This window comes from Leucobacter denitrificans, from assembly GCF_014396385.1.
GTDB lineage: Bacteria > Actinomycetota > Actinomycetes > Actinomycetales > Microbacteriaceae > Leucobacter > Leucobacter denitrificans.
Map to the genome: position 1 here is coordinate 956,020 of NZ_CP060716.1, position 20,263 is coordinate 976,282.

Sequence of the window (20,263 nt, forward strand, 5' to 3'; positions counted from 1 at the left end):
GACACAAGAGCCAAGGAGCCCATATGCCAGTCGCAACCCCGGAACAGTACGCAGCAATGCTCGACGCAGCCAAGAATGGTGGCTTCGCATTCCCCGCGGTGAACGTTTCGAGTTCGCAGACTATTAACGCTGCTATTCAGGGATTCGCTGAGGCAGGCTCAGATGGCATTCTTCAGGTGAGCTTCGGTGGCGCAGACTACTTCGCTGGCCACACCGTGCAGAACCGCGTGGGCGGCGCAATTGCATTCGCGAAGTACGCCGAAGAGGTTGCGAAGGCGTACGGCGTCACCGTCGCTCTGCACACCGACCACTGCCCTAAGCAGCACCTCGACAACTTCGTGCTCCCCCTCGTCGCTGCGAGCGAAGAGCGCATTAAAGAGGGTGGGCTGCCCTACTTCCAGTCGCATATGTGGGACGGGTCGGCGGTACCGCTGACAGAGAATCTTGAGATCGCAAAAGAACTGCTCCCCCGCATGGCAGCGGCCGGCATCATCCTCGAGGTTGAGATCGGCGTCGTTGGTGGCGAAGAAGACGGCATCACCCACGAGATCAACGATCAGCTTTACACGACCCTCGAAGATGCGGTCGCAACGGTTGAGGCACTCGGGCTCGGCGAGCAGGGCCGCTACCTCACCGCGCTCACCTTCGGCAATGTGCACGGCGTGTACAAGCCGGGCGGTGTGAAGCTTCGCCCAGAACTCCTTGCAGAAATCCAATCGGGCCTCGCCGCTAAGTACGGCACTGGCGAAAAGCCGCTCGACCTTGTGTTCCATGGTGGATCGGGGTCGTCGGCTGAGGAAATCGCAGAAGCGGTTCGCAATGGCGTGATCAAGATGAATATCGACACCGACACACAGTATGCGTTCACGCGCCCCGTGGTCGACTTTATGCTCAAGAACTACGACGGCGTGCTCAAGATCGATGGCGAAGTTGGCAACAAGAAGACCTACGACCCACGTGCCTGGGGCAAGCAGGCGGAGAACAGCATGGCTGCTCGTATCGCGTTGGCCGCGGAACAGCTTGGTTCAGCCGGAAAGTCTGTGAGCAACTAGTGGCAACTGAGAACGAGGGCGACAACCGCCCGAAGCCGGAGTACGGAGAGTACGCGCCCGAGGGTTGGGAATGGAAGCCCGAGGGCGCGGAGGAGTCGGGCGCATCCGACGACACAGCCGCGGCGGCCGGCACATCGACACCCACGACCACACCGCCCAGCAACGCAGGCTCAGCGAATATGCCGGGCGTGCCACACAACCTCGGCGTAGGTGCGGCGCTACCGCCGCGAAGCAGCGCTAGTAAGCAGCAACACGGTCCGTCACAGGCAAACGCAGGTGCACCGTATCGTGCTGAGGCGCCGCAACAGGGACTAACGCAAGCCCCGTCGCAGGCGCCGCTGCATAATCAGGCCGCCCCGAGTTCATTAGCGCCGTCAACCGCCCCCGCACCCGCTGCCACCAAGCCGGCCCGCGGCGCAGACAAGGTTGTCACGATCCTGTTGCTCGTCGTCGGCCTCATCGGCGCTCTGCAGTCGGGACTCGCGATGATTAGCCTGAGTTCAACATTCCGCATCATCGGCACCGCACCAGGTTTCGAGAGCTTCACTGTTCCAAGCTGGATCGATCCGGCAGGAAAGATCATCGGCATCGCCCTGCTCGCGTTCTACGGCATCGTGCTCGTGTACTCGATCTGCCGACTGCGCGCGGGCAAGTTGACGTTCTGGGTGCCACTCGCGGCTGGGGCGATCGTCACTGTGCTCGTCATCGCCGTAGTGTTCATCGCGATTATGACGACCCCCGATCTCCTGAATGTCCTCGGCAATCCCGAAAAGTCAACGGAGCTCATCGAAAACCTGCAGGGTAGAACTGGCCTGTAGTCACCTCCGCTCAGCTACGCTGAGTTCATGAGTTCACCGTTGAGTTCAGCGTCGCCGAGCACCCCAGGCACGCCTGTTTCGTCTGGCAGGCTTCCGCGCTCGATCGTCTCGCGCTATGCCGCAGGGTCACTCGCTACGGGAGGGTTCGCAACGCTCCCCGGTTTGGTGCTCGTGTACTACCTCACCGACTCGCTCGGTGTCACTGCGCTCGCGGCTGGGGCAATCGTCACGCTCGCAAAGATTTGGGATGTCGTTATCGACCCCGTCATTGGCGGACTGAGCGACCGTGCCCTCGCGCGATCTGGATCGCGTCGCGGGCCGATGCTTCTCGGCACGGTTGGTTTGCCGCTCGCGTTTATCGCGATGTTTGCGGTTCCCGCGGGTCTCGGTTCCGTGGGAGCTTCAATCTGGGTCCTCGTTGCGTTTATCGCTGCGGCAACGTTCTTCAGTCTGTTCCAAATCCCCTACATCGCGCTCCCTGCCGAGCTCACCGACGGCTATAACGAGCGCACGAGATTGCTCACGTGGCGCGTCGTTGTTCTCACACTCGCAATCCTCCTGTTTGGTGCTGGCGGGCCAGAGATCCGCGATCTCTTCCCTGAGAATGCACTCCTCGGGTATCTCGTGATGGCCCTCGTTGCCGCGGTTCTACTCGCCATCGGCCTGGCAATCGCGACGAGCGTCGCGCCTCGATCCACACCCATCGTGCGCACCCACGAGACGAACTTGCTTTCGCACTACCGCGCGGGCATACGCGTGCTGCGCGAGAGTCGACCGTTTCGTACGCTGCTCGCTACGTTCATGTTGCAGGGCCTCGCAACGGGGCTCATGCTCGCGGGCGCCCAGTATGTGGCGACGTGGATTCTTCACAGCCAGGGCGCGGTCACCTATCTCTTTGTGGCGCTCATTGCTCCGGCGTTGCTTGTGGCACCGGTGTGGCGGTGGATCGCAGATCGCATCGGCAAGAAACGCACCTTTCGCATCGCGAGCGTGCTGTTCCTCCTCGCCACGATCGCCCTCACTGCAATGATTATTTGGCCGGGCATGTGGATCCTCGCACCGGTTGCCCTTGCAGGTGCGGCGTACGCGGGCATGCAAACGATGCCGATGGCAATGCTGCCTGACGTGATGAGTGAAGATGCTGCAACCTCAGGTGGAGGCGAAACTCGCGCTGGCGTATTCGGCGGAGTGTGGACTGCAGGTGAGACCGCAGGCATGGCGCTCGGTTCGACTGTTCTGGCAATTGTGCTTGCGGCGACTGGATATCTCGAATCGGTCGCGGGCATTTCGGTTACCCAACCTGCGAGCGCGATTTCGGGTATCGCGCTGTCGTTTAGTCTCGTGCCAGCCTTGCTAATGCTCGTGAGTCTCGTCACGCTGCGTCGTTACAGCCTTGGCGAAGGGCAACTGTGACCCCTGAAGAAATACTCGCCGAACTAAGGGAGCTGCGAGGTCGCGATGCGCCAACTCACGGCGGTCGTGTCTTCTCGTACGTGTACGACCCGGGCATGGAAGAGCTTGATGAACTCGCACGAGAGGCCGGCGAGCTCGCGCGACCGTTGAACGGGCTCGACCCAACCACGTTCCCCTCAATTGCGGCGATGGAGCGCGACATTGTCGGCTTCATGCGCCGCACGCTGCACGGCACCGGATCTGGGCTGCTTCGTAGCCCAGTAGTCGGAAGCGTGACGAGCGGCGGCACCGAGAGCTGCTTGCTCGCGGTGAAGACGGCACGCGACCTGTGGCGAGCGGAACACCCAGAACTCGCCCGACGACTTGCGCGCGAGGGGCGTCGCCCACGGCTCGTCACCACAACGCTCGTACATGCGGCATTTCAAAAGGCCGCGAAGCTCTTTGACCTTGAATGGGATCCGGTGCCGTGCGAGCCAGACGGCACCGCACCTGCTTCGCGAATTGTGGATCGGCTCGACGACGACGTCGCACTCGTAGTCGTTTCGGCGCCCACCTACCCGAGCGGGATCATTGACCCGATCGCTGAGGTCTCTGCGGCTGCACGCCGACTCGGCATTTCGTGTCACGTTGATGCGTGTTTTGGCGGACTTGCACTTCCCTGGTGGCCGCGTGTCGAACCGTGGGACTTTAGGCTTCGGGGTGTGACGAGCATCTCGGCAGACCTGCACAAGTTTGGCTACGCCCCCAAGGGTGTCTCCGTGCTGCTGCACCGCGGGAGGCGCAGGCATCGGGCGCAGTTCTTCGCGACCACGAGCTGGGCCGGGTATCCGGTCGTCAATCCGACGCTGCTTGGGTCTCGATCCGCATCACCGCTCGCCTCAGCATGGGCGATTACCAAACGACTGGGGCACGAAGGGTACGCGTCGCTCACGTCATCGTGCGCTCGGTCGGTGACGCAGATCACTCAGGCGGTCGCCTCAATACCGGGCCTTACGATCTGGGGTAACCCGACGGGTCCGGCGCTTGCGCTCATCGCAGACGAGTCGCTGCCAGCGCATGAGTGGGTGGATCCGCACCATCTCGCCGACGAGATGGTGCGCCATGGGTTCCGAATACAGCATCAACCGGGATCCACACAGCCAGATGGGGCCCGCCTCCCTCACAGTGCGCACCTCACGATCACGCCCGTGACCGAGCGGGCGCTTCCAGAATTCCTGGCAGCGCTTGAGCAAGCGGCAGATGCGGTGCGCGGAACGCCTCGTGCGGAAGCGCGCCTCGAGCTCGCAGCACTCACTGCGCTCGGCTTCGCACCGAGGAGCGTTGGCGGCCGCTTCAGGATGCCCTCACCGAGCGTGGCTTGGTTGATTCTGCGCGTCGCCGGAGTGAATCCTGGCGCAGACTCGCTGCCCGGGCGCCTTGCGCCGCTCATGACGCTCGTCGAACGGCTTCCGGCACCGGTCGCCGAGGCGTTGCTCACTGAGCTTCTCGCGAGGGTGAGCGAACCGTAAGTGGCGGGCCGTTAGCGCACCCGACCACCGAGCGCACGCTCATCGCGCTTGCCCGATGCGTCTTGACGCAGCTCCTTCGGCAACGAAAACACCAGGTCCTCCTCGGCCGTGACGGTCGCGCGCACGTCGGAATACCCTGCGTCGGCGAGGTCGTCGAGCAGCTCTTGCACGAGCACCTCGGGAACCGAGGCACCGCTCGTGACACCGACAGTGTTCACACCGTCGAGCCATTCCTGTTTCACTTCTGAGGCGTAATCGACGCGGTACGCGGCCTTCGCGCCGTACTCAAGCGCGACCTCCTTCAAGCGCACCGAGTTCGACGAGTTTGACGAACCGACCACGATTACAAGATCTGCCTGTGGGGCGATCTTCTTGATGGCAACCTGGCGGTTCTGTGTCGCGTAGCAAATGTCGTCGCTCGGCGGGTCTTGGAGGTTCGGGAACCGCTCGCGCAAGCGCCGCACCGTCTCCATCGTTTCATCGACAGAGAGCGTGGTCTGTGAAAGCCAAATGAGCTTGTCTGGGTTCTCAACCTCAAGAGTGTCGACGTCGTCTGGTGAATTCACGATCGTGATGTGATCGGGTGCCTCACCAGCAGTGCCCTCAACCTCTTCGTGGCCGGTGTGACCGATGAGCAGAATCTCCATGTCTTGCTTCGCAAACCGCACGGCCTCGCGATGCACCTTGGTCACCAGCGGGCACGTCGCGTCGATAGCGTGCAGATGGCGATCCTCAGCCGCCTGCACCACCGCGGGAGACACACCGTGTGCAGAGAACACGACGTTCGCGCCCTCGGGCACCTCGTCTACCTCCTCAACGAAGATGGCACCCATCTTCTCGAGCGTCTGCACCACGTGCACGTTGTGCACGATCTGCTTGCGCACGTACACGGGAGCCCCGAATCGGTCGAGTGCCTTCTCAACCGCGACGACCGCCCGATCCACCCCAGCGCAATACCCCCGGGGGGCAGCAAGCAACACACGTTTCTCGCCGCTCACGGGAAGGTCTTTGAGCCTCCCCACCTGACGCCGCATGCGCGGCATTGCAAGGCTCACTACGGGTGCCCCGATAGTCCGCTGATCCACAGTCGACACCTGATCACTCATACCCCCAAGTGTAGGCTGCCTTGCTGAGCGTCACCGGGTCGCACAGGTAGGCTCGAATTATGGCAGCAGAGACTCCGGCAACTCGCGACGCACCGTGGCCCGTGGGCGTCATGAGCGAAAAGATCGCGGCATGGATCGAGCGCTTGGGCCAGGTGTGGATCGAGGGTGAGGTCACCCAGTGGCAGGTGCGCGGCGGTCACGTGTACGGCAAACTGCGCGATCTCACGCAAGACGCGACCGTGAGCTTCACGGTGTGGCGGTCGGTCGCACAGCGCCTCACCAGCGAGTTTGCGCAGGGTGATCGCGTGGTCGCACTCGTGAAACCAAACTTTTGGGTCAAGGGTGGATCGCTGACGGTGCAGGTCTTCGAGCTTTCGCACGTGGGTCTCGGCGAACTGCTTGAGCGACTCGAACGATTGCGGCGTCAACTGCAAGCTGAGGGGCTGTTCGCGCTCGAACGCAAGAAGCAGTTGCCGTTCTTGCCCGGCCTCATTGGGCTTGTCACTGGCAAAGATTCCGACGCTGAGAAAGACGTCATTCGCAATGCGACGCTCAGGTGGCCCGGGGTGAAATTCAAGATCCACTACGCCGCGGTGCAGGGAGACCGTGCTGCCAAAGAGGTTGCTGCGGGAATTGCGGCGCTCGACGCGGACACAAAGGTCGATGTCATCATCGTGGCTCGCGGTGGCGGCGACTTCCAGAACCTCCTTCCGTTCTCAGATGAGCAGGTTGTACGCGCGGCCGCCGCGGCACGTGCGCCCATCGTTTCTGCGATCGGTCACGAAGCAGATCGGCCCCTGCTCGACGAGGTCGCAGATCTTCGTGCTTCCACGCCCACTGACGCTGCGAAGCGCGTGGTGCCCGATGTCGGCGAAGAGCTCGCCGGAATTGATCAGGCTCGCAGTCGCATGACGGGCAGACTGAGTCAGCTGCTCTCGCACGAGGCCGATCGCATTTCGCAGCTCCGTGCCCGGCCCGCGCTCGCTATGCCAGACCGCATCATTGACGAGCGCGCCGAAGAACTCGTGCGATGGGTGGCGCGCGGCGCCGAGCTGGCAGATCGTGCGATTGTGGATCGCGCGAGCGCCCTCGCCGAGTCCCGAGCACGCCTCGCCGCGCTCTCACCGAAGGCTACTCTCGAGCGCGGGTACGCGATCGTGCAGTTCGCTGGCGACGACCACTTGGGCGAGGTTGTGCGCGATCCTGATCACGCGCCCGCCAGCACCCCACTCACCGTCAATGTGGCAGGTGGCAGGCTTGGTGCGACGTCTACGGGCAGGCTCTGAGCGGGTGTAAGCATGGACGGCGCTGAGGGACCTATCGTCACGACACGATCCGGAAAAGTGCAGGGTATCTGGCAAGGATCCACCGCGATGTTTCGGGGAATACCGTACGCGGAGGAACCGACCGGACCGCTACGATTTGCGCGGCCAGTGCACAGAGAACCGTGGGATGGCGTATTCGACGCCACCGAGTTCGGCCCGACACCAATGCACGCCAAGACTGGCGAGCCCATCATCCCCGAACTCTCGGTTCCGGGAAGCGACATCTTAAACGTCAACGTGTGGACACCATCACTCGATCCCGAGGCAAAGCTTCCGGTCATCGTGTGGATCCACGGCGGCGGCTTCATCTCAGGCTCCCCCGCGAGCCCCTGGTATGACGGTCGAGCCTTTGCGCGCGATGGCGTAGTGCTCGTGACAATTTCGTACCGTCTCGGCTTTCGGGGGTTCGGGTGGATCGAAGGCGCGGTGCCCAATCGCGGCGTGCTCGATTGGATTTGTGCACTCGAGTGGGTGAACGGTCACATTGATGCGTTCGGCGGTGATCCCGACAAGGTCACCATCGCCGGGCAGTCTGCGGGCGGTGGCGCCGTGCTCACGCTCCTCGGCACTCCAGGAGCCGCCGGGCTCTTCAGCGCGGGGTACGCAATGTCGTCGGCAGTTGCGGATCCGTCAGTAGAAGCAGCCCGAGAACGCTCAGCGTATCTCGCCAAGCTCACCGGGGTCGATAACAATGTCACCGGGTTCTCGAAGCTTTCTGAGGCGAAGCTTCTTGAGATGCAGCCTCGCATCACCCAACCTGCCCCGCCGCATATGCTCCGAGAAGTTTCGCAGCTCCTCCGTGATGGGCTAATGATTGGCCCGGTCGCAGACGGAACTATCGTTCCGACCACTACGGTCGAATCGGTCTCGCATGGTCCCAACGCGAAAGTGCCACTGGTTCTCGGCTCAACCGAGGGCGAGCTCGTCGGCATGTTTGGTTCAAATCTGGTACTTGAGCACGTACCCAGACGCCTGACACTTCGTGCGCTCGGGGCATCTGCCGTTGCAGCGGATCGATGGCTCGATACCCCCATGGCGATAGGGCAAGAAAGCACCATCGAATTGCTCGAGCGATACGCATCTGACTCGGTCTTCCACATTTGGATCCCCCGCGTCGCTGCCGCACGAGCAGAGGCCGACGCTGGTCCTACTTGGTCGTACCGTTTTACCTGGCGCTCTGAAGATCCACCTTATTCGGGGCATTGCATTGACATTCCGTTTGTGTTCGACCGGCTTGATGCCCCTGGAGTGGCTGGGGTTGCGGGTGACGATCCACCCCAGGCCCTCGCCGACTCCGTGCACGGCGCACTCGTGAAGTTCGCAATCGATGGCACCCCTGGGTGGGAAGCAGACGACGCAGGAACCGGACCCAGCCACATTTTCGACGTTCCAGAACGTGAGTCGCCCGGCGCATACAGCACGGCACGCGCGCTCATGAGCTAGTCGCCCACGTAACGTGCATCCGCGGGCGAGTAGACTGGAGTTCATGACTGCCCAAAACGATGCAGACGTCGCAAGCCTGAGCTACGAACTCGCCCGCGATGAACTCATCCAGGTGGTGAACCGTCTCGAACAGGGCGGCACCTCGCTCGAAGAATCGCTCCAGCTCTGGGAACGCGGTGAGGCGTTAGCCACACGCTGTGAAGAATGGTTGATCGGCGCTCGCAAGCGTCTCGAAGCAGCGCGCAAAGGTGACGACGCTGCCGGGGCCGGTGACGCAGAGTAACTATGGCGAAGAAGCAACCGAATATTGTCGCTGAGCTTGGCCGCCCAGAGACCGCGAGCGAAACCGCAGCGCGTAAAGCCGAGAACAGTCGCCTATATCGGCAACGCAAGACCGTGAATAACCTCGTTTTTTCGTTGCTCGTCACGGTCGGGCTCGTGTTCGTGATTTATCTCATGGTGCCGCGCGCTGCCGGAGATTTCGAAGATCGGTCGGTTGATGTTGCGGCGCTCGCTGAGCGCGCAGGTGCGGATCGCGAGCTCGCAGTTCCCGACATGCCAGATACGTGGAAGGCGAAGCAGGCAACGCTTACCTCCGGCGACGATGGGGTGAGCTACTGGCAGATTCACTACACCACCGAGAACGAATCGTACGCGACAGTAGTGCAGGCGTTTCGCGAAGACGGCGAACCCGTCGAACCCGAATGGATCGCAGCAAAGCTCGAAGATCAAGACCCTACCGGGTCGGAGCAGCTCGGTGGCGTCAATTGGGTCGTCTACGACCACCCCGAGCGACGAGCTGATCAGGTGAATATGCGTTTCGGTCTCGAGGGCGAGATCGATGAGAACACTCTCCTGGTATTTGGAACTGATGATGGGGGTACGATCCGCGTGCTCGCCACACAGGTCGCAGCGAGCTTTGCTGGCGGCGACCCATCAGGTGCGGAAGGAGCACAATGAGCAGTAGCGTCACTCCAAGGGTCACCCCTCAGCAGGCCTGGGACACGTTCATCGCAGGTAATGAGCGATTCGTGAAGGGTGTATCAAACCACCCGAACCAAGATGTCGAGCGACGAACAGAACTCGTCAACACGCAGGCACCAGATGTAGCGCTCTTCGGTTGCTCAGACTCCCGTCTCGCTGCCGAGATTATTTTCGATCTTGGGCTCGGAGACCTCTTTATCGCTCGAAACATGGGCCACGTCGTCGCCGAATCAATCACGGCTTCTATGGAGTACGCGGTCGCATACCTCGGCTCGTCGCTCATAGTGGTGCTCGCCCACGATTCGTGTGGCGCCGTCGCTGCGGCGATCGACCAGTCGACACGCAACCCAAGCGACGTCACCCTGTCGGTCGCTAACACGCTCGCGCCGATCCAGCCCGCTGTTCAACAGCTCTGGCACCGTCAACATCACGAGACACCATACGTTGAGCCGAGCGAGATCGACGCAAACGCCGCGGGCCGCATTCACCTGAGCGCCACGGTGAACGAGCTGCTTCGCACTTCGCGTACCATCAGCGACGCGGTGGATCGCGGTGAGCTCGGCATTGTCGGCTGTCAGTACCGTCTCACCGAGGGTCGCGCCGTGCCGTACACCGCAGTTGGCCCGCTAAACATTGAACTCGCGCCCCTATAAGGCGTTTCCTCATTTCTCATTCCGAAATCCCACAACACACACAAGGAGTACCGTGACCGACATCGAGTACCGCATTGAGCACGACACCATGGGTGAAGTCCGCGTGCCAAAGAACGCGCTTTACGCCGCGCAGACGCAGCGTGCAGTAGAAAACTTCCCAATCTCGGGATCGGGCCTCGAACCCGCACAGATTGTCGCGCTTGCACGCATCAAGCGAGCAGCCGCCATCGCGAACAAGGAACTCGGAATTCTCGACGGCGCAATTGCCGATGCAATTGTTGCAGCAGCAGACGAAATCATCGGTGGCGACCACCACGGTGAGTTCCCGGTCGACACCTACCAGACCGGTTCTGGCACCTCGTCGAACATGAACATGAACGAGGTACTCTCGACCCTCGCGACGAAGCACCTCGGTGCGCCCGTGCACCCGAACGACCACGTCAATGCTTCGCAGTCGTCGAACGACGTGTTCCCGACCTCGGTGCACGTCGCGGTCACCGGCGCACTCATCGAGCAGCTCAAGCCGTCGCTCGCGCACCTCGCAGAGGCGCTCGAGGAGAAGGCCGAGCTGTGGAAGAGCGCAGTGAAGTCGGGCCGCACCCACCTCATGGACGCGACGCCGGTCACCCTCGGCCAGGAGTTCGGCGGCTACGCCGCACAGATCCGCTACGGCATCGAGCGCATCGATGCGGCGCTTCCCCGCGTCGCAGAGGTTCCCCAGGGCGGCACCGCAGTTGGCACCGGCATCAACACCCCGCTCGGCTTCCCAGAGAAGGTCATCGCGGAGATCGCAAACTCGAGCGGCCTGCCTATCACCGAGGCGCGCAACCACTTCGAGGCGCAGGCAAACCGTGACGGTCTCGTCGAGGCGTCTGGTGCGCTCCGCACCATCGCTGTGTCACTCACGAAGATCGCCGAAGACGTTCGCTGGATGGGCTCTGGCCCGAACACCGGCTTCGGTGAGCTGCACATCCCTGACCTGCAGCCAGGCTCGTCGATCATGCCGGGGAAGGTAAACCCGGTCATCCCCGAGGCTACCCTCATGGTGTGCGCACGCATCATCGGCAACGACGCAACCATCGCCTGGGGCGGCGCACGCGGCAACTTCGAGCTCAACGTGATGATCCCAGTCATGGGCACCGCACTGCTTGAGTCGATCCGCCTGCTCTCGAACGCAGCTCGCGTGTTCGCTGACAAGACCGTTGCTGGTCTCGAGGCAAACATCGAGCGCATGGAGACCCTCGCTGGCATGAGCCCGTCGACCGTCACCCCGCTCAACCGCCTCATCGGCTACGAGGCAGCCGCGAAGATCGCGAAGCACTCGGTCGCGAAGGGCATCACCGTTCGCGAGGCAGTGATAGATCTTGGGTATGTCGAGCGCGGCGAGGTCTCAGAGGCCGACCTCGACAAGGCACTCGATCTGCTGTCGATGACCCACCCAGGTGTCGCCAAGTAACCACAGCTACTAGCAAACACAGCTGCAGAGCAGCACGGAAGGGCGTCGAGGTGATACCTCGACGCCCTTCCTCGTTGTGCCCTACTACTCAGTCTCGAGCGTGCCCCGCACTGAAGCGGCGAGCGCGCTCGAGGTGGATGGGTGGAACATGCCCGCGAGCACATCGCGGTAGAGCCTAGCGAGTTCGCCGTCTGCCTGAAACCCGCGCGACCCAACGAGGCGCATTGCGACATCGATCGCGCTACGCGCCTCGTCCGTCACGAGATTGCGGCACGCTGCGAGCGCGAGGGGCCAGTCGTCGCGGGTTCGCTTCTCGTCGACGTCTCGGGCTAGGAGATTGAGTGAATCGAGCGAGCGGCGATGCGCGAGTGTTGCCTCCGTGAGCCGCGAAGCGATCTCGGGGTCGTCGATGCGGCTCAGTTGTGGATCGACCCGGTTCGGCTTATGGGCAGCCTCGCGGGCAAGCTCCAGCGCCCGATCCGCAATGCCCGCGTACACTGCTGCGGTGAGCAGCGAGAACGACGAGAAGATACCGAGAATGAGGGGGTGCTGACCCACAAGCGGCTCGACGTGTGCAGCGACATCATCGTGCGCGATACGAACCCCATCGAGCTTTGTCGTCCAGCTCTGGGTTGCTCGCATGCCGAGGGTGTTCCACTCCCCGAGGTGCGAGACAGCGCCCACACTCAGGCCATTGCTCGCCTGCTCCCTCGTGCGTGGTGCCGCGTTCTCGAGACCATCTCGGCGCACAAATCCGAACACGAGGGTGGGGTCAGCACCTTCGCCCTCATATTTTGCGTGCACACCAAGCCGTGTCCACACCGGCGACAGGGTGGTGAATACCTTCACGCCAGAAACAAGAAATCCGTCGTCGTCTTTTGTGGCGGTCGAGAATGCATCCATGAGCACCGCTTCGTTGCCGGCCTCAGAAATACCAAAGGCGAAGACCTCGCCCGCAATCGTGTCACGGAGCACCCAGTCCAGCGATCCTTCGGCGTCTCCTCCGAGCCCTCGCTCGTGCAAGAACCTCGCGACCTGCACCCAAACGAGGTGCATGTTCACACCGAGGGCCGTCGCTGGGGCGTGGGCTGCGAGTAACCGCTGTGCTGCGATGAGTTCTTCGAGGCTCAGGCCCGATCCACCCATCGACTCTGGTACCGAGGCCGCGAGATAACCGCTGGCTCGGAGATCTGCGAGATCTTCTGTGAAGAAACGATTCTCTGCATCGTATGCGGCTGCGCGGTTACGCACACGCTCAAGCAGATCAGACGGAAGAAGGCTGGAGATACGGTCAGATGCCATTTCTCCAGCCTACGGTGCTAATCCTCCAGCAGGTCAGTTACGAGAGCTGCGATGTCGCTGCGCTCGCTCCTGGTGAGTGTGACGTGGCCGAAGAGAGGATGCCCCTTCAGCTTCTCGATTACGGCCGCGATTCCGTCGTGGCGGCCAACCCGCAAGTTGTCGCGTTGCGCAACATCGTGGGTGAGCACGACCCGTGAGCGCTGACCAATACGGCTGAGCATCGTGAGCAGCACATTGCGCTCAAGAGACTGCGCTTCGTCAACAATTACGAATGCATCGTGCAGCGAACGACCACGAATGTGCGTGAGCGGTAGCACCTCGACGAGATCGCGAGCGACCACCTCATCAAGCACATTCTGCGACACGATAGAACCGAGAGTGTCGAAGACCGCCTGGCCCCACGGGTTCATCTTCTCTTGCTGATCACCGGGAAGGTAACCGAGTTCTTGGCCGCCGACGGCGTAGAGCGGCCGGAACACCATCACCTTGCGGTGCTGCTGCCGTTCGAGCACTGCCTCGAGACCTGCGGCGAGCGCGAGCGCCGACTTGCCGGTTCCCGCTCGACCACCAAGTGACACGATGCCAACCGTGGGATCGAGCAGCAGGTCAATCGCGAGGCGCTGCTCAGCACTTCGACCGTGTACCCCGAAGATCTCGCGGTCACCCCGCACGAGGCGAAGCGAGGCTTCTCCGTCAACCCTGCCGAGTGCCGATCCACTCAGTGAGTTGATGATGAGGCCGGTGCCCGGAGTGAGTTCGCGAACTGCCTCGATATTTTCGAGCCGCTCCTGCTCCCACAGGTCGTTCATGTGGTCGTCGTCGATGTCAATCTCGGCGGTTCCCGTGTAACTGTCGTCACCAGTCTGATCATTGCGGTACTCTTCGGCGCCCAGCCCGAGAGCTGCGGCTTTCACTCGCATCGGAAGATCTTTCGACACGACCGTGACCGCAAGGCCTTCGTTCGCGAGGTTCTGCGCCACCGAGAGTATGCGTGTGTCATTGTCGCTCAACCGCATGCCGCTTGGGAGCACATCTTGGTTTGAATGGTTGAGTTCAACCCGCAAGGTTCCGCCCGAATCCCCGACTGGAACAGGGAAGTCCAACCTCAGGTGCTGCTCGCGCAAGCCATCGAGCAGCCGAAGGGCTCGGCGAGCGAAGAAGCCGATCTCGGGATTATGACGTTTCTTCTCCAGCTCGGTGACCACCACAACGGGGAGCACAATGCTGTGCTCGGCGAAGCGGAAGATCGCTGACGGATCACTGAGCAATACGGAGGTGTCGAGCACATATGTGCGCTCCACCTGAGAAACCGGATTGTGCTCATCTTCCGCAAGCTGCTGGATAGGTGCTCGGGTATCGGCCACGGTGGCTCCTTCGCTCTGCCGGGTTGGTCCCAGCGAAACGAGTCGGCCGCAGCTTTCCGAGGGTGGCTTTGGCCTCCTCAACCAGGCGGGTTGCCTAGTACTCCACACCGTACGCCTTTTGGGTTAATAGCTGGTTTCGACACGCTGAAAGCAAAATGTGCAGGTGCAGGTGTCAAGCTAACTGCGGCATAGCAATTAGGGCTAGGCTTTCAGCCATGACCGACGCGAGAATAGTGCGCACACGAGCCGCACTTCACGATTCGATACTCGCACTCGCAACGCACAAGCCGTCGGGTGAAATTTCTGTCTCCGAGCTTGCGGCTCACGCTCAAATCAATCGCGTGACGTTCTACAAGCACTTTGCGAGTCCGGGTGAAGCCCTGGCAACGGCACTCAGTATCGAACTTGACGAGGCGCGCAAGCGTGACGGCCACCATCCACCGCATATCGACGCGTATACGTGGTACGTGCACGCCCTGGTGAATCAGATTGAGGCACGACGCCAGCTTTATACCATCGCGTTCCGAGAACGCGTCGAGGGTACCGTGCCGCTCATGCTCACGCGCAACCTCAATGATGTCGCTGCGGCGTACCTCACCAAGCGTCGCAAGAAGAAGCCCACGGTTCCAGACGTCGATATCGATGTCGCTGCGGCGTTTATCGCGGCCGGCACCATGAGTGCAATTTGGGTGTGGACGCTAGAGGGTGACGTGCATCAAGAACGCTTGTTCGAGAACCTCCACCACGTGCTACCCGAGTGGTTCCACGCCGAACGCAAGACCGACTAAGCAGAAATTGAATGGGGCTTCGTCGGCGCGAGCTCCGGCACCTTGCCGAACTGGCGTGTGAGCGCGAGGGCCACGATGCCTACCGCCACTGCGATCCAGCCCGCGACGCCCAACGGGTTTACGAGCGCGAGCGACAGTGGTGAATCTGCAGCAGCAATAATTGCGAAGGTGCCGGCTGCGGCGTTCAGAGAGCCGTGTGCGATCACGGCTGGCCACACCGAAGCGCTGCGCAACCGGAGCCACCCGAAGAACACACCCCAGACAATGCATCCAACCGCCATCAGAGCGACTCCGCGCCAGTCAGTAAGCCCAAAATTGTGGCCAAGCATGATGATGGGGCTATGCCACAGACCCCAGATCAGACCGCTAATTATGAGCGCCGGCCACGTGCCGAGCGGCATCAGGCTCGGGAGCAACCAGCCTCGCCACCCCAGCTCTTCACCAAAGGCGGGAATCATGTTCAAGATCGCACCAAACGGAATGAGCACTAACTGAACCACGACCAGGGTCTGAACACTCATGCCGATCTCAACGCCGCCGAGCGAGGCTGCAAATCCCGAGAAGTTCTCGAAATCAGGGGTGAGCCAGCCGCACAAGATCGCAACAGCAACGCTCAGCGCAACAAGCACAATCGGCGCGAGCAGCCCAATACCCAGAAACAACAGCACCCGTTTGACGGGTCTGAGTGGCCACAGCCCGAGAAAACGTGCACGCTCGGTACGGGGCCGTTTGCAAACGAAGACAACGATGAGCGTGGCAATCGCTGGCGTGAACATCATGGCCACGAGTAGCGCCTGCGCGAGTAGCTGAGCGCTGATCGAGGTCGCATCTCCAGGGTCCTGCAGCCACAGTGGCAAGGTGACCAGCCACGCGAGCCCGAAGGAAATAGCGATGTATACGAACACGCTGCCCCAGGGCACGCGCTTTGGACTCTTTGGATCGACCGGCAGTGTCTTACTCATCAGTGATCCACTGTAGCGGCGCCCTTGCGGCGCTCGCCAACTCCCGGGGTGTCAACCCCAGTAGGTTCGCTGATTACATTGCCCGTTTTGGCGCCTTTATCGGTGGCTCCTTGTGTATGTCGCTTTCGCTGTGTGGCTCGTGGAGTGTATGCAGGACTCCCTGCATATCGCCGTGAAGCAGGTCGTCGACCAATTCATCAACGGCGAAGGCGCTCCCTTCCCCCTCGGGAAGATGAACGCGTATCCCGGTGTTCTTTGAGGGCTGCTTCTTTTCGTTCATATCCTCAAGATACGCCAAGCTACGGCCAATAGACAGGGTGGCACCGAACGAAGGCGAATCGTTATCCGACCCGCGAGCACGGGTGTGGATCGCCAAAGGTCAGGGAATCTGGTACCCAGCAGCCTCAAAAAGTTCGTACCATTCGGCTCTCGTGAGCGTGATCTCCGCGCCAGCTACCGCCTCGTGGAGGCGACTTGCCTTCGTGGTACCAACGATGACCTCCATTTTTGCGGGATGCCGGGTGATCCACGCCGTAGCGATGGAAGTCGGGGTCGTGGCGTACTCTTTCGAGAGCTTATCGAGCACTCTGTGGAGCTTTGAAAGCTCAGGATGATCGAAGATCAAACCGTTGAAGAAACCGCGCTGGTATGGAGACCACGCCTGAAGCGTGATGCCGTTAATGCGCGAGTACTCGAGGAGCCCGCCGTCGCGGTTGGTCGACTGTTCGAGGCCCTCCATGTTCGCAGCAACGCCCTGCGCGACAAGTGCTGCGTGACCGAGCCCGAACTGCACCTGATTCACCTTGAGCGGCTGTGAAACATTCATCTTCAGTAGATCAATCTGCCTCGGCGTGTGGTTTGAGACGCCGAATGAGCGGACCTTGCCCGAGGACTCGAGAGCGTCAAAGGCCTGTGCAACTTCCTCGGGCTCAACGAGCGTGTCGGGTCGATGCAGCAGGAGCACATCCAGGTACTCGGTGCGGAGCGCTTCGAGCGACTCCTCAGCGCGGCGAATGATGTGCTCAGCAGAAAAATCGAACCCAGGAACCCCGGGACGAATACCGCACTTCGTCTGCAGTACGATCTGCTCGCGCTCGCTCGACGAGAGCTCAAGCGCCTCGCCAAAGAGCCGCTCGCAACCGTGCTCGCCACCGCCATACACGTCGGCGTGGTCGAACAGCTTCACCCCTGCTTCTCGTGCGCCGTGATAGAGGTCGCGAATCTGATTTGGTTCGAGCGTGGCGATCCGCATCATCCCCAGCCCGATGCGTGTGCTTTCTGATCTAGTCATCATGTGCTCCTTCGCACTCGGCTCTCACTTGCCTTCGCATTTCCAGTGTATCGACGCGGATCGGGCGCGCACTAGAACGTGAGAATCGCCTTCGTCGCTCTGCGTTCATCCATCGCGCGGTGCCCTTCGGCGGCCTTGTCTGCGGAAGCGAGAGCGAGACGCGTTGCTCTTTGTGTTTCTTCGGCAGGGTGGTTGACTGGGTACACCGGCGCGAAAGGAGCAGCTATGCGTCCCTACATTGACAAGGTTGCACCCGATGCGTGGAAGGCCGCGAGCGCGTACTCGGTCGCGATCAGCAGGAGCGCTGCTGCGCGAGGCCTGCTGCTCTCTGAGAACGAACTCATCAAGGTACGCACATCACAGATCAATGGCTGCGCATTCTGCCTCAACCTGCACTCTGGCGAGGCTCGCGAAGCAGGTGTGCCGCAGCAGAAGCTCGACATGCTTCCGGCCTGGCGCGAGACCGATCTCTACAACGAGCGCGAGCGCGCGGTGCTCGCAATCGCCGAGGCTGCGGCAAAGCTGCCACTCACCGAAGAGGCGAAGGCCGACCTTGCGGGCGCACAGTCGGTGCTCGGCGATGAGACATTCGTTGCGGCCGAGTGGATCGCCGTATCGATCAACATGTTCAACCGCATCTCGGTATTGAGCGAGCACCCCGTGCGAGAGCGCAAGGAATAGTTCCTCTTTCCATGCGTTTGCAAATATATGCGTAAGATCTTCGAGAGTGTCGTTATCGGCGCGGGTCAGGCGGGCCTCTCGGCCTCGTATCACCTGACGAGACTCGGCATTGATCACGTGGTGCTCGACAGCAACGATCGCCCGGGCGGCGCTTGGCAGCATCGCTGGGACGCTCTCACAATGCGCGACGTGCACGGGGTGGCTGAACTCCCCGGATCCACACCCCCACCGCTCAGCGCCGAGCGTGCCAATAGTGTCGTACCCGCGTACTTCGGCACATACGAGGCCGAGCACGACCTCCCAATTGTGCGCCCGGTCGTGGTGGATCGCGTGGAGAACGACGGCGAGATGCTTCTCGTGCGAGCGGGCGACCAGACCTGGCGTACTCGAACCATCGTCAACGCCACCGGAACATGGACGCAGCCCTTCGTGCCGTACTACCCGGGCGCCGAAACGTTCCAAGGCGAGCAATTGCACACGCACGAATATCCCGGACCCGAGCACTTCGTCGGCAAACGCACGATCGTGGTCGGCGGCGGGGCATCTGCGGTGCAGTTTCTTGGCGCGCTCGCACCGCTCACCGACACACTTTGGGTGACGCGCAAAGAACCCGTGTGGCGGGAAGATGAGTTCAACCCCGAGGCACGAATCGCTGCTGTGGGCCTTGTCGAAGAACGTGTGGCGCAGGGCTTGCCGCCAGAGAGCGTGGTGAGCGTTACTGGCCTGATGCTGCGCGAGCAAGAACGCGAGGCCGAACGACTCGGCGCGTACGCAACCCGCAAGCCAATGTTCGAGCGGATCGAACAGCACGGCGTGCGGTGGCAAGATGGCACGTTCGAACCAGTGGAGGTCATCCTGTGGGCGACGGGTTTCCGGCAGGCCATTCAGCATCTCGCGCCGCTCAAACTCCGCAGCCGCAACGGCGGCATCCAGCTCGATCGCGACGGGCGCGGAACCGGCGCGGTCGCTGATGCACGAGTACAGCTCGTTGGGTATGGCCCTTCTGCGAGCACGATCGGTGCTAACCGCGCGGGCCGATCCGCTGCGAATGGGGTTCGCAAATATCTGCGCAACAGCGCCCGCCACGAAGAGGTATTCGTGGCGGGCGCTGTTGCTGGCTAAATCCGTGCGTCGCTAGCTTGCCAGCAACTCGTCGGCATCACGCCCCGGGAGCGCAACAGTGACCTGGGTGCCCCATGGATCCTGCGTGATGACAGTGTTTCCGGTGTCCAGAAATTCGATCTTCTGTTCCCGGTACCTTGCGACGAGTTCGTCGAGGTCGTTGCGCGTCGGAAGCGTGATCGAAAGGTCACCCAATCCGAGTTGGGAACCGCGCGGGCCAGCGCCACTACTGTTCCAAGTATTCATCGCGACGTGGTGGTGGTACCCGCCCGCCGAGGCGAACAGTGCGCCCGGGTAATTCTCGACGGTGGGATCGAGCCCAAGCGAGTTTACGTAGAAGTCGCGTGCAACGCGCAGGTCACCGACCTGCAGATGCACATGCCCCACCTTGCCCGACTGCTTTTCAACGTTCGCGAAGATCTCTTCGTCAAGGTGCTGCTGGAGGTAGGCATTTGGGTCGAGGTAAATCGTATCCATGCGCAGGTCACCGTCGGCATAGAGCCATTCTTCGCGCGGGCGATCGACGTAGAGTTCGATTCCGTTGCCTTCGGGGTCAGTGAAGTAAAACGCCTCACTCACGAGGTGGTCGCTTGAACCCACGAACTTTGCGCGTGGATCCTGCGCGGAACGCAGCACTGTGGCCGAGAGGCTCGCCTTGTCCTCAAACAGGAACGCTGTATGGAAGAGCCCAGCGTCGCGTGGGCTTCCGGCTGGAAGGTCGGGTGTGTGCACGAGACGCACAAACGGAGTCTTGCCTCGCCCCAAAATGCGTACAGTTTCGGTGCCGCGAGCCCGCTCCTCGATTGGAGTAAGCGCAAGAGACTTCTCGTAGTAGTCGCTCATGAGCTCGAGGTCAGCAACACGCAGGCTCACCGCGTCCATTTCGAGCCCAGCAGTGATCACTGGTTCTTTGTTTACTGCCTGCTGATCCATCTCCATGCCTTCCATAAGACTCAAAGTTTGCATTACTTGCGGGTACAACTAACACAATACAG

The 20,263-nt window shown here is 61.5% G+C and carries 20 protein-coding genes; 13 read left to right on the forward strand and 7 right to left on the reverse strand.

Annotated elements, in window-relative coordinates:
* Positions 1 to 23 precede the first annotated feature (23 nt).
* From fbaA to H9L06_RS04625, 4 genes are read left to right on the forward strand one after another with little or no spacing between them, the layout of a single operon-like run.
* Positions 24 to 1,052 carry a class II fructose-bisphosphate aldolase gene (gene fbaA, locus H9L06_RS04610; RefSeq protein ID WP_187556059.1) on the forward strand — a complete coding sequence of 343 codons (1,029 nt, stop codon included), beginning with the start codon at positions 24 to 26 and terminating at the stop codon, positions 1,050 to 1,052.
* A complete protein-coding gene (locus tag H9L06_RS04615) occupies positions 1,052 to 1,870 on the forward strand; it encodes a DUF6264 family protein (protein ID WP_187556060.1) in 819 nt (272 codons plus the stop codon). The genes fbaA and H9L06_RS04615 overlap by 1 nt, the downstream gene beginning before the upstream one ends.
* Positions 1,871 to 1,897: 27 nt before the next feature.
* The gene (locus H9L06_RS04620; RefSeq protein WP_187556061.1) at positions 1,898 to 3,283 is read left to right on the forward strand and encodes an MFS transporter; all 1,386 of its coding nucleotides are present in this window, start codon (positions 1,898 to 1,900) and stop codon (positions 3,281 to 3,283) included.
* Entirely contained in the window at positions 3,280 to 4,791 is a 1,512-nt protein-coding gene (locus H9L06_RS04625; RefSeq protein WP_246454498.1) for a pyridoxal phosphate-dependent decarboxylase family protein, read from the forward strand. The genes H9L06_RS04620 and H9L06_RS04625 overlap by 4 nt, the downstream gene beginning before the upstream one ends.
* An 11-nt stretch (positions 4,792 to 4,802) precedes the next feature.
* Here the strand turns inward: H9L06_RS04625 and H9L06_RS04630 are convergent, their stop codons facing one another.
* Positions 4,803 to 5,834 carry a 4-hydroxy-3-methylbut-2-enyl diphosphate reductase gene (locus H9L06_RS04630; protein WP_187556351.1) on the reverse strand — a complete coding sequence of 344 codons (1,032 nt, stop codon included), beginning with the start codon at positions 5,832 to 5,834 and terminating at the stop codon, positions 4,803 to 4,805.
* A 122-nt stretch (positions 5,835 to 5,956) separates the two neighbouring features.
* On the opposite strand from H9L06_RS04630, the gene xseA reads away from it, so the two are divergent.
* Genes xseA through H9L06_RS04660 form a run of 6 tightly spaced genes read left to right on the forward strand, consistent with a single transcriptional unit; the run spans position 5,957 to position 11,758 of the window.
* Positions 5,957 to 7,183 (forward strand): exodeoxyribonuclease VII large subunit, encoded by a 1,227-nt coding sequence (gene xseA, locus H9L06_RS04635; RefSeq protein WP_187556062.1) that lies wholly within the window; start codon positions 5,957 to 5,959, stop codon positions 7,181 to 7,183.
* A 12-nt stretch (positions 7,184 to 7,195) separates the two neighbouring features.
* Positions 7,196 to 8,665 carry a carboxylesterase/lipase family protein gene (locus H9L06_RS04640; protein ID WP_187556063.1) on the forward strand — a complete coding sequence of 490 codons (1,470 nt, stop codon included), beginning with the start codon at positions 7,196 to 7,198 and terminating at the stop codon, positions 8,663 to 8,665.
* Positions 8,666 to 8,708: 43 nt separating this feature from the next.
* A complete protein-coding gene (locus H9L06_RS04645; RefSeq protein WP_187556064.1) occupies positions 8,709 to 8,948 on the forward strand; it encodes an exodeoxyribonuclease VII small subunit in 240 nt (79 codons plus the stop codon).
* Positions 8,949 to 8,950: 2 nt separating this feature from the next.
* Positions 8,951 to 9,625 carry a DUF4245 family protein gene (locus H9L06_RS04650; RefSeq protein WP_187556065.1) on the forward strand — a complete coding sequence of 225 codons (675 nt, stop codon included), beginning with the start codon at positions 8,951 to 8,953 and terminating at the stop codon, positions 9,623 to 9,625.
* On the forward strand, positions 9,622 to 10,302 hold the full coding sequence (locus H9L06_RS04655; RefSeq protein ID WP_187556066.1) for a carbonic anhydrase: 681 nt from the start codon (positions 9,622 to 9,624) through the stop codon (positions 10,300 to 10,302). Before H9L06_RS04650 ends, H9L06_RS04655 begins: the two co-directional genes overlap by 4 nt.
* 52 nt (positions 10,303 to 10,354) lie before the next feature.
* On the forward strand, positions 10,355 to 11,758 hold the full coding sequence (locus H9L06_RS04660) for a class II fumarate hydratase (protein ID WP_187556067.1): 1,404 nt from the start codon (positions 10,355 to 10,357) through the stop codon (positions 11,756 to 11,758).
* Between the two features lie 84 nt (positions 11,759 to 11,842).
* On the opposite strand, the gene H9L06_RS04665 is transcribed toward H9L06_RS04660, so the two are convergent.
* Entirely contained in the window at positions 11,843 to 13,060 is a 1,218-nt protein-coding gene (locus H9L06_RS04665) for an acyl-CoA dehydrogenase family protein (protein WP_187556068.1), read from the reverse strand.
* 17 nt (positions 13,061 to 13,077) lie between these two features.
* Positions 13,078 to 14,403, reverse strand: coding sequence for an RNA 5'-3' helicase PhoH2 (phoH2, locus tag H9L06_RS04670; RefSeq protein ID WP_246454527.1), 1,326 nt, complete (start codon positions 14,401 to 14,403; stop codon positions 13,078 to 13,080).
* A 236-nt stretch (positions 14,404 to 14,639) separates the two neighbouring features.
* Between phoH2 and H9L06_RS04675 the strand changes: the two genes are divergently transcribed.
* Positions 14,640 to 15,212: a TetR/AcrR family transcriptional regulator gene (locus tag H9L06_RS04675; protein ID WP_187556070.1), complete on the forward strand. Its 573-nt coding sequence runs from the start codon at positions 14,640 to 14,642 to the stop codon at positions 15,210 to 15,212.
* Here H9L06_RS04675 and H9L06_RS04680 read toward each other — a convergent pair.
* The 3 genes from H9L06_RS04680 to H9L06_RS04690 all read right to left on the reverse strand — a co-directional run bounded on the left by H9L06_RS04680 (position 15,209) and on the right by H9L06_RS04690 (position 17,465).
* On the reverse strand, positions 15,209 to 16,174 hold the full coding sequence (locus H9L06_RS04680; RefSeq protein ID WP_187556071.1) for a CPBP family intramembrane glutamic endopeptidase: 966 nt from the start codon (positions 16,172 to 16,174) through the stop codon (positions 15,209 to 15,211). The genes H9L06_RS04675 and H9L06_RS04680 overlap by 4 nt on opposite strands.
* 73 nt (positions 16,175 to 16,247) lie before the next feature.
* On the reverse strand, positions 16,248 to 16,454 hold the full coding sequence (locus H9L06_RS04685) for a hypothetical protein (RefSeq protein WP_187556072.1): 207 nt from the start codon (positions 16,452 to 16,454) through the stop codon (positions 16,248 to 16,250).
* A gap of 99 nt (positions 16,455 to 16,553) precedes the next feature.
* Positions 16,554 to 17,465, reverse strand: coding sequence for an aldo/keto reductase (locus H9L06_RS04690; protein ID WP_246454499.1), 912 nt, complete (start codon positions 17,463 to 17,465; stop codon positions 16,554 to 16,556).
* A 225-nt stretch (positions 17,466 to 17,690) separates the two neighbouring features.
* Here H9L06_RS04690 and H9L06_RS04695 point away from each other — a divergent pair, with 225 nt between their 5' ends.
* Both H9L06_RS04695 and H9L06_RS04700 read left to right on the forward strand, forming a co-directional pair.
* Positions 17,691 to 18,146: a carboxymuconolactone decarboxylase family protein gene (locus H9L06_RS04695; protein ID WP_187556074.1), complete on the forward strand. Its 456-nt coding sequence runs from the start codon at positions 17,691 to 17,693 to the stop codon at positions 18,144 to 18,146.
* A gap of 27 nt (positions 18,147 to 18,173) precedes the next feature.
* On the forward strand, positions 18,174 to 19,268 hold the full coding sequence (locus H9L06_RS04700) for an NAD(P)-binding domain-containing protein (RefSeq protein ID WP_187556075.1): 1,095 nt from the start codon (positions 18,174 to 18,176) through the stop codon (positions 19,266 to 19,268).
* Between the two features lie 12 nt (positions 19,269 to 19,280).
* On the opposite strand, the gene H9L06_RS04705 is transcribed toward H9L06_RS04700, so the two are convergent.
* Positions 19,281 to 20,234: a VOC family protein gene (locus H9L06_RS04705; protein ID WP_382336361.1), complete on the reverse strand. Its 954-nt coding sequence runs from the start codon at positions 20,232 to 20,234 to the stop codon at positions 19,281 to 19,283.
* Positions 20,235 to 20,263 lie beyond the last annotated feature (29 nt).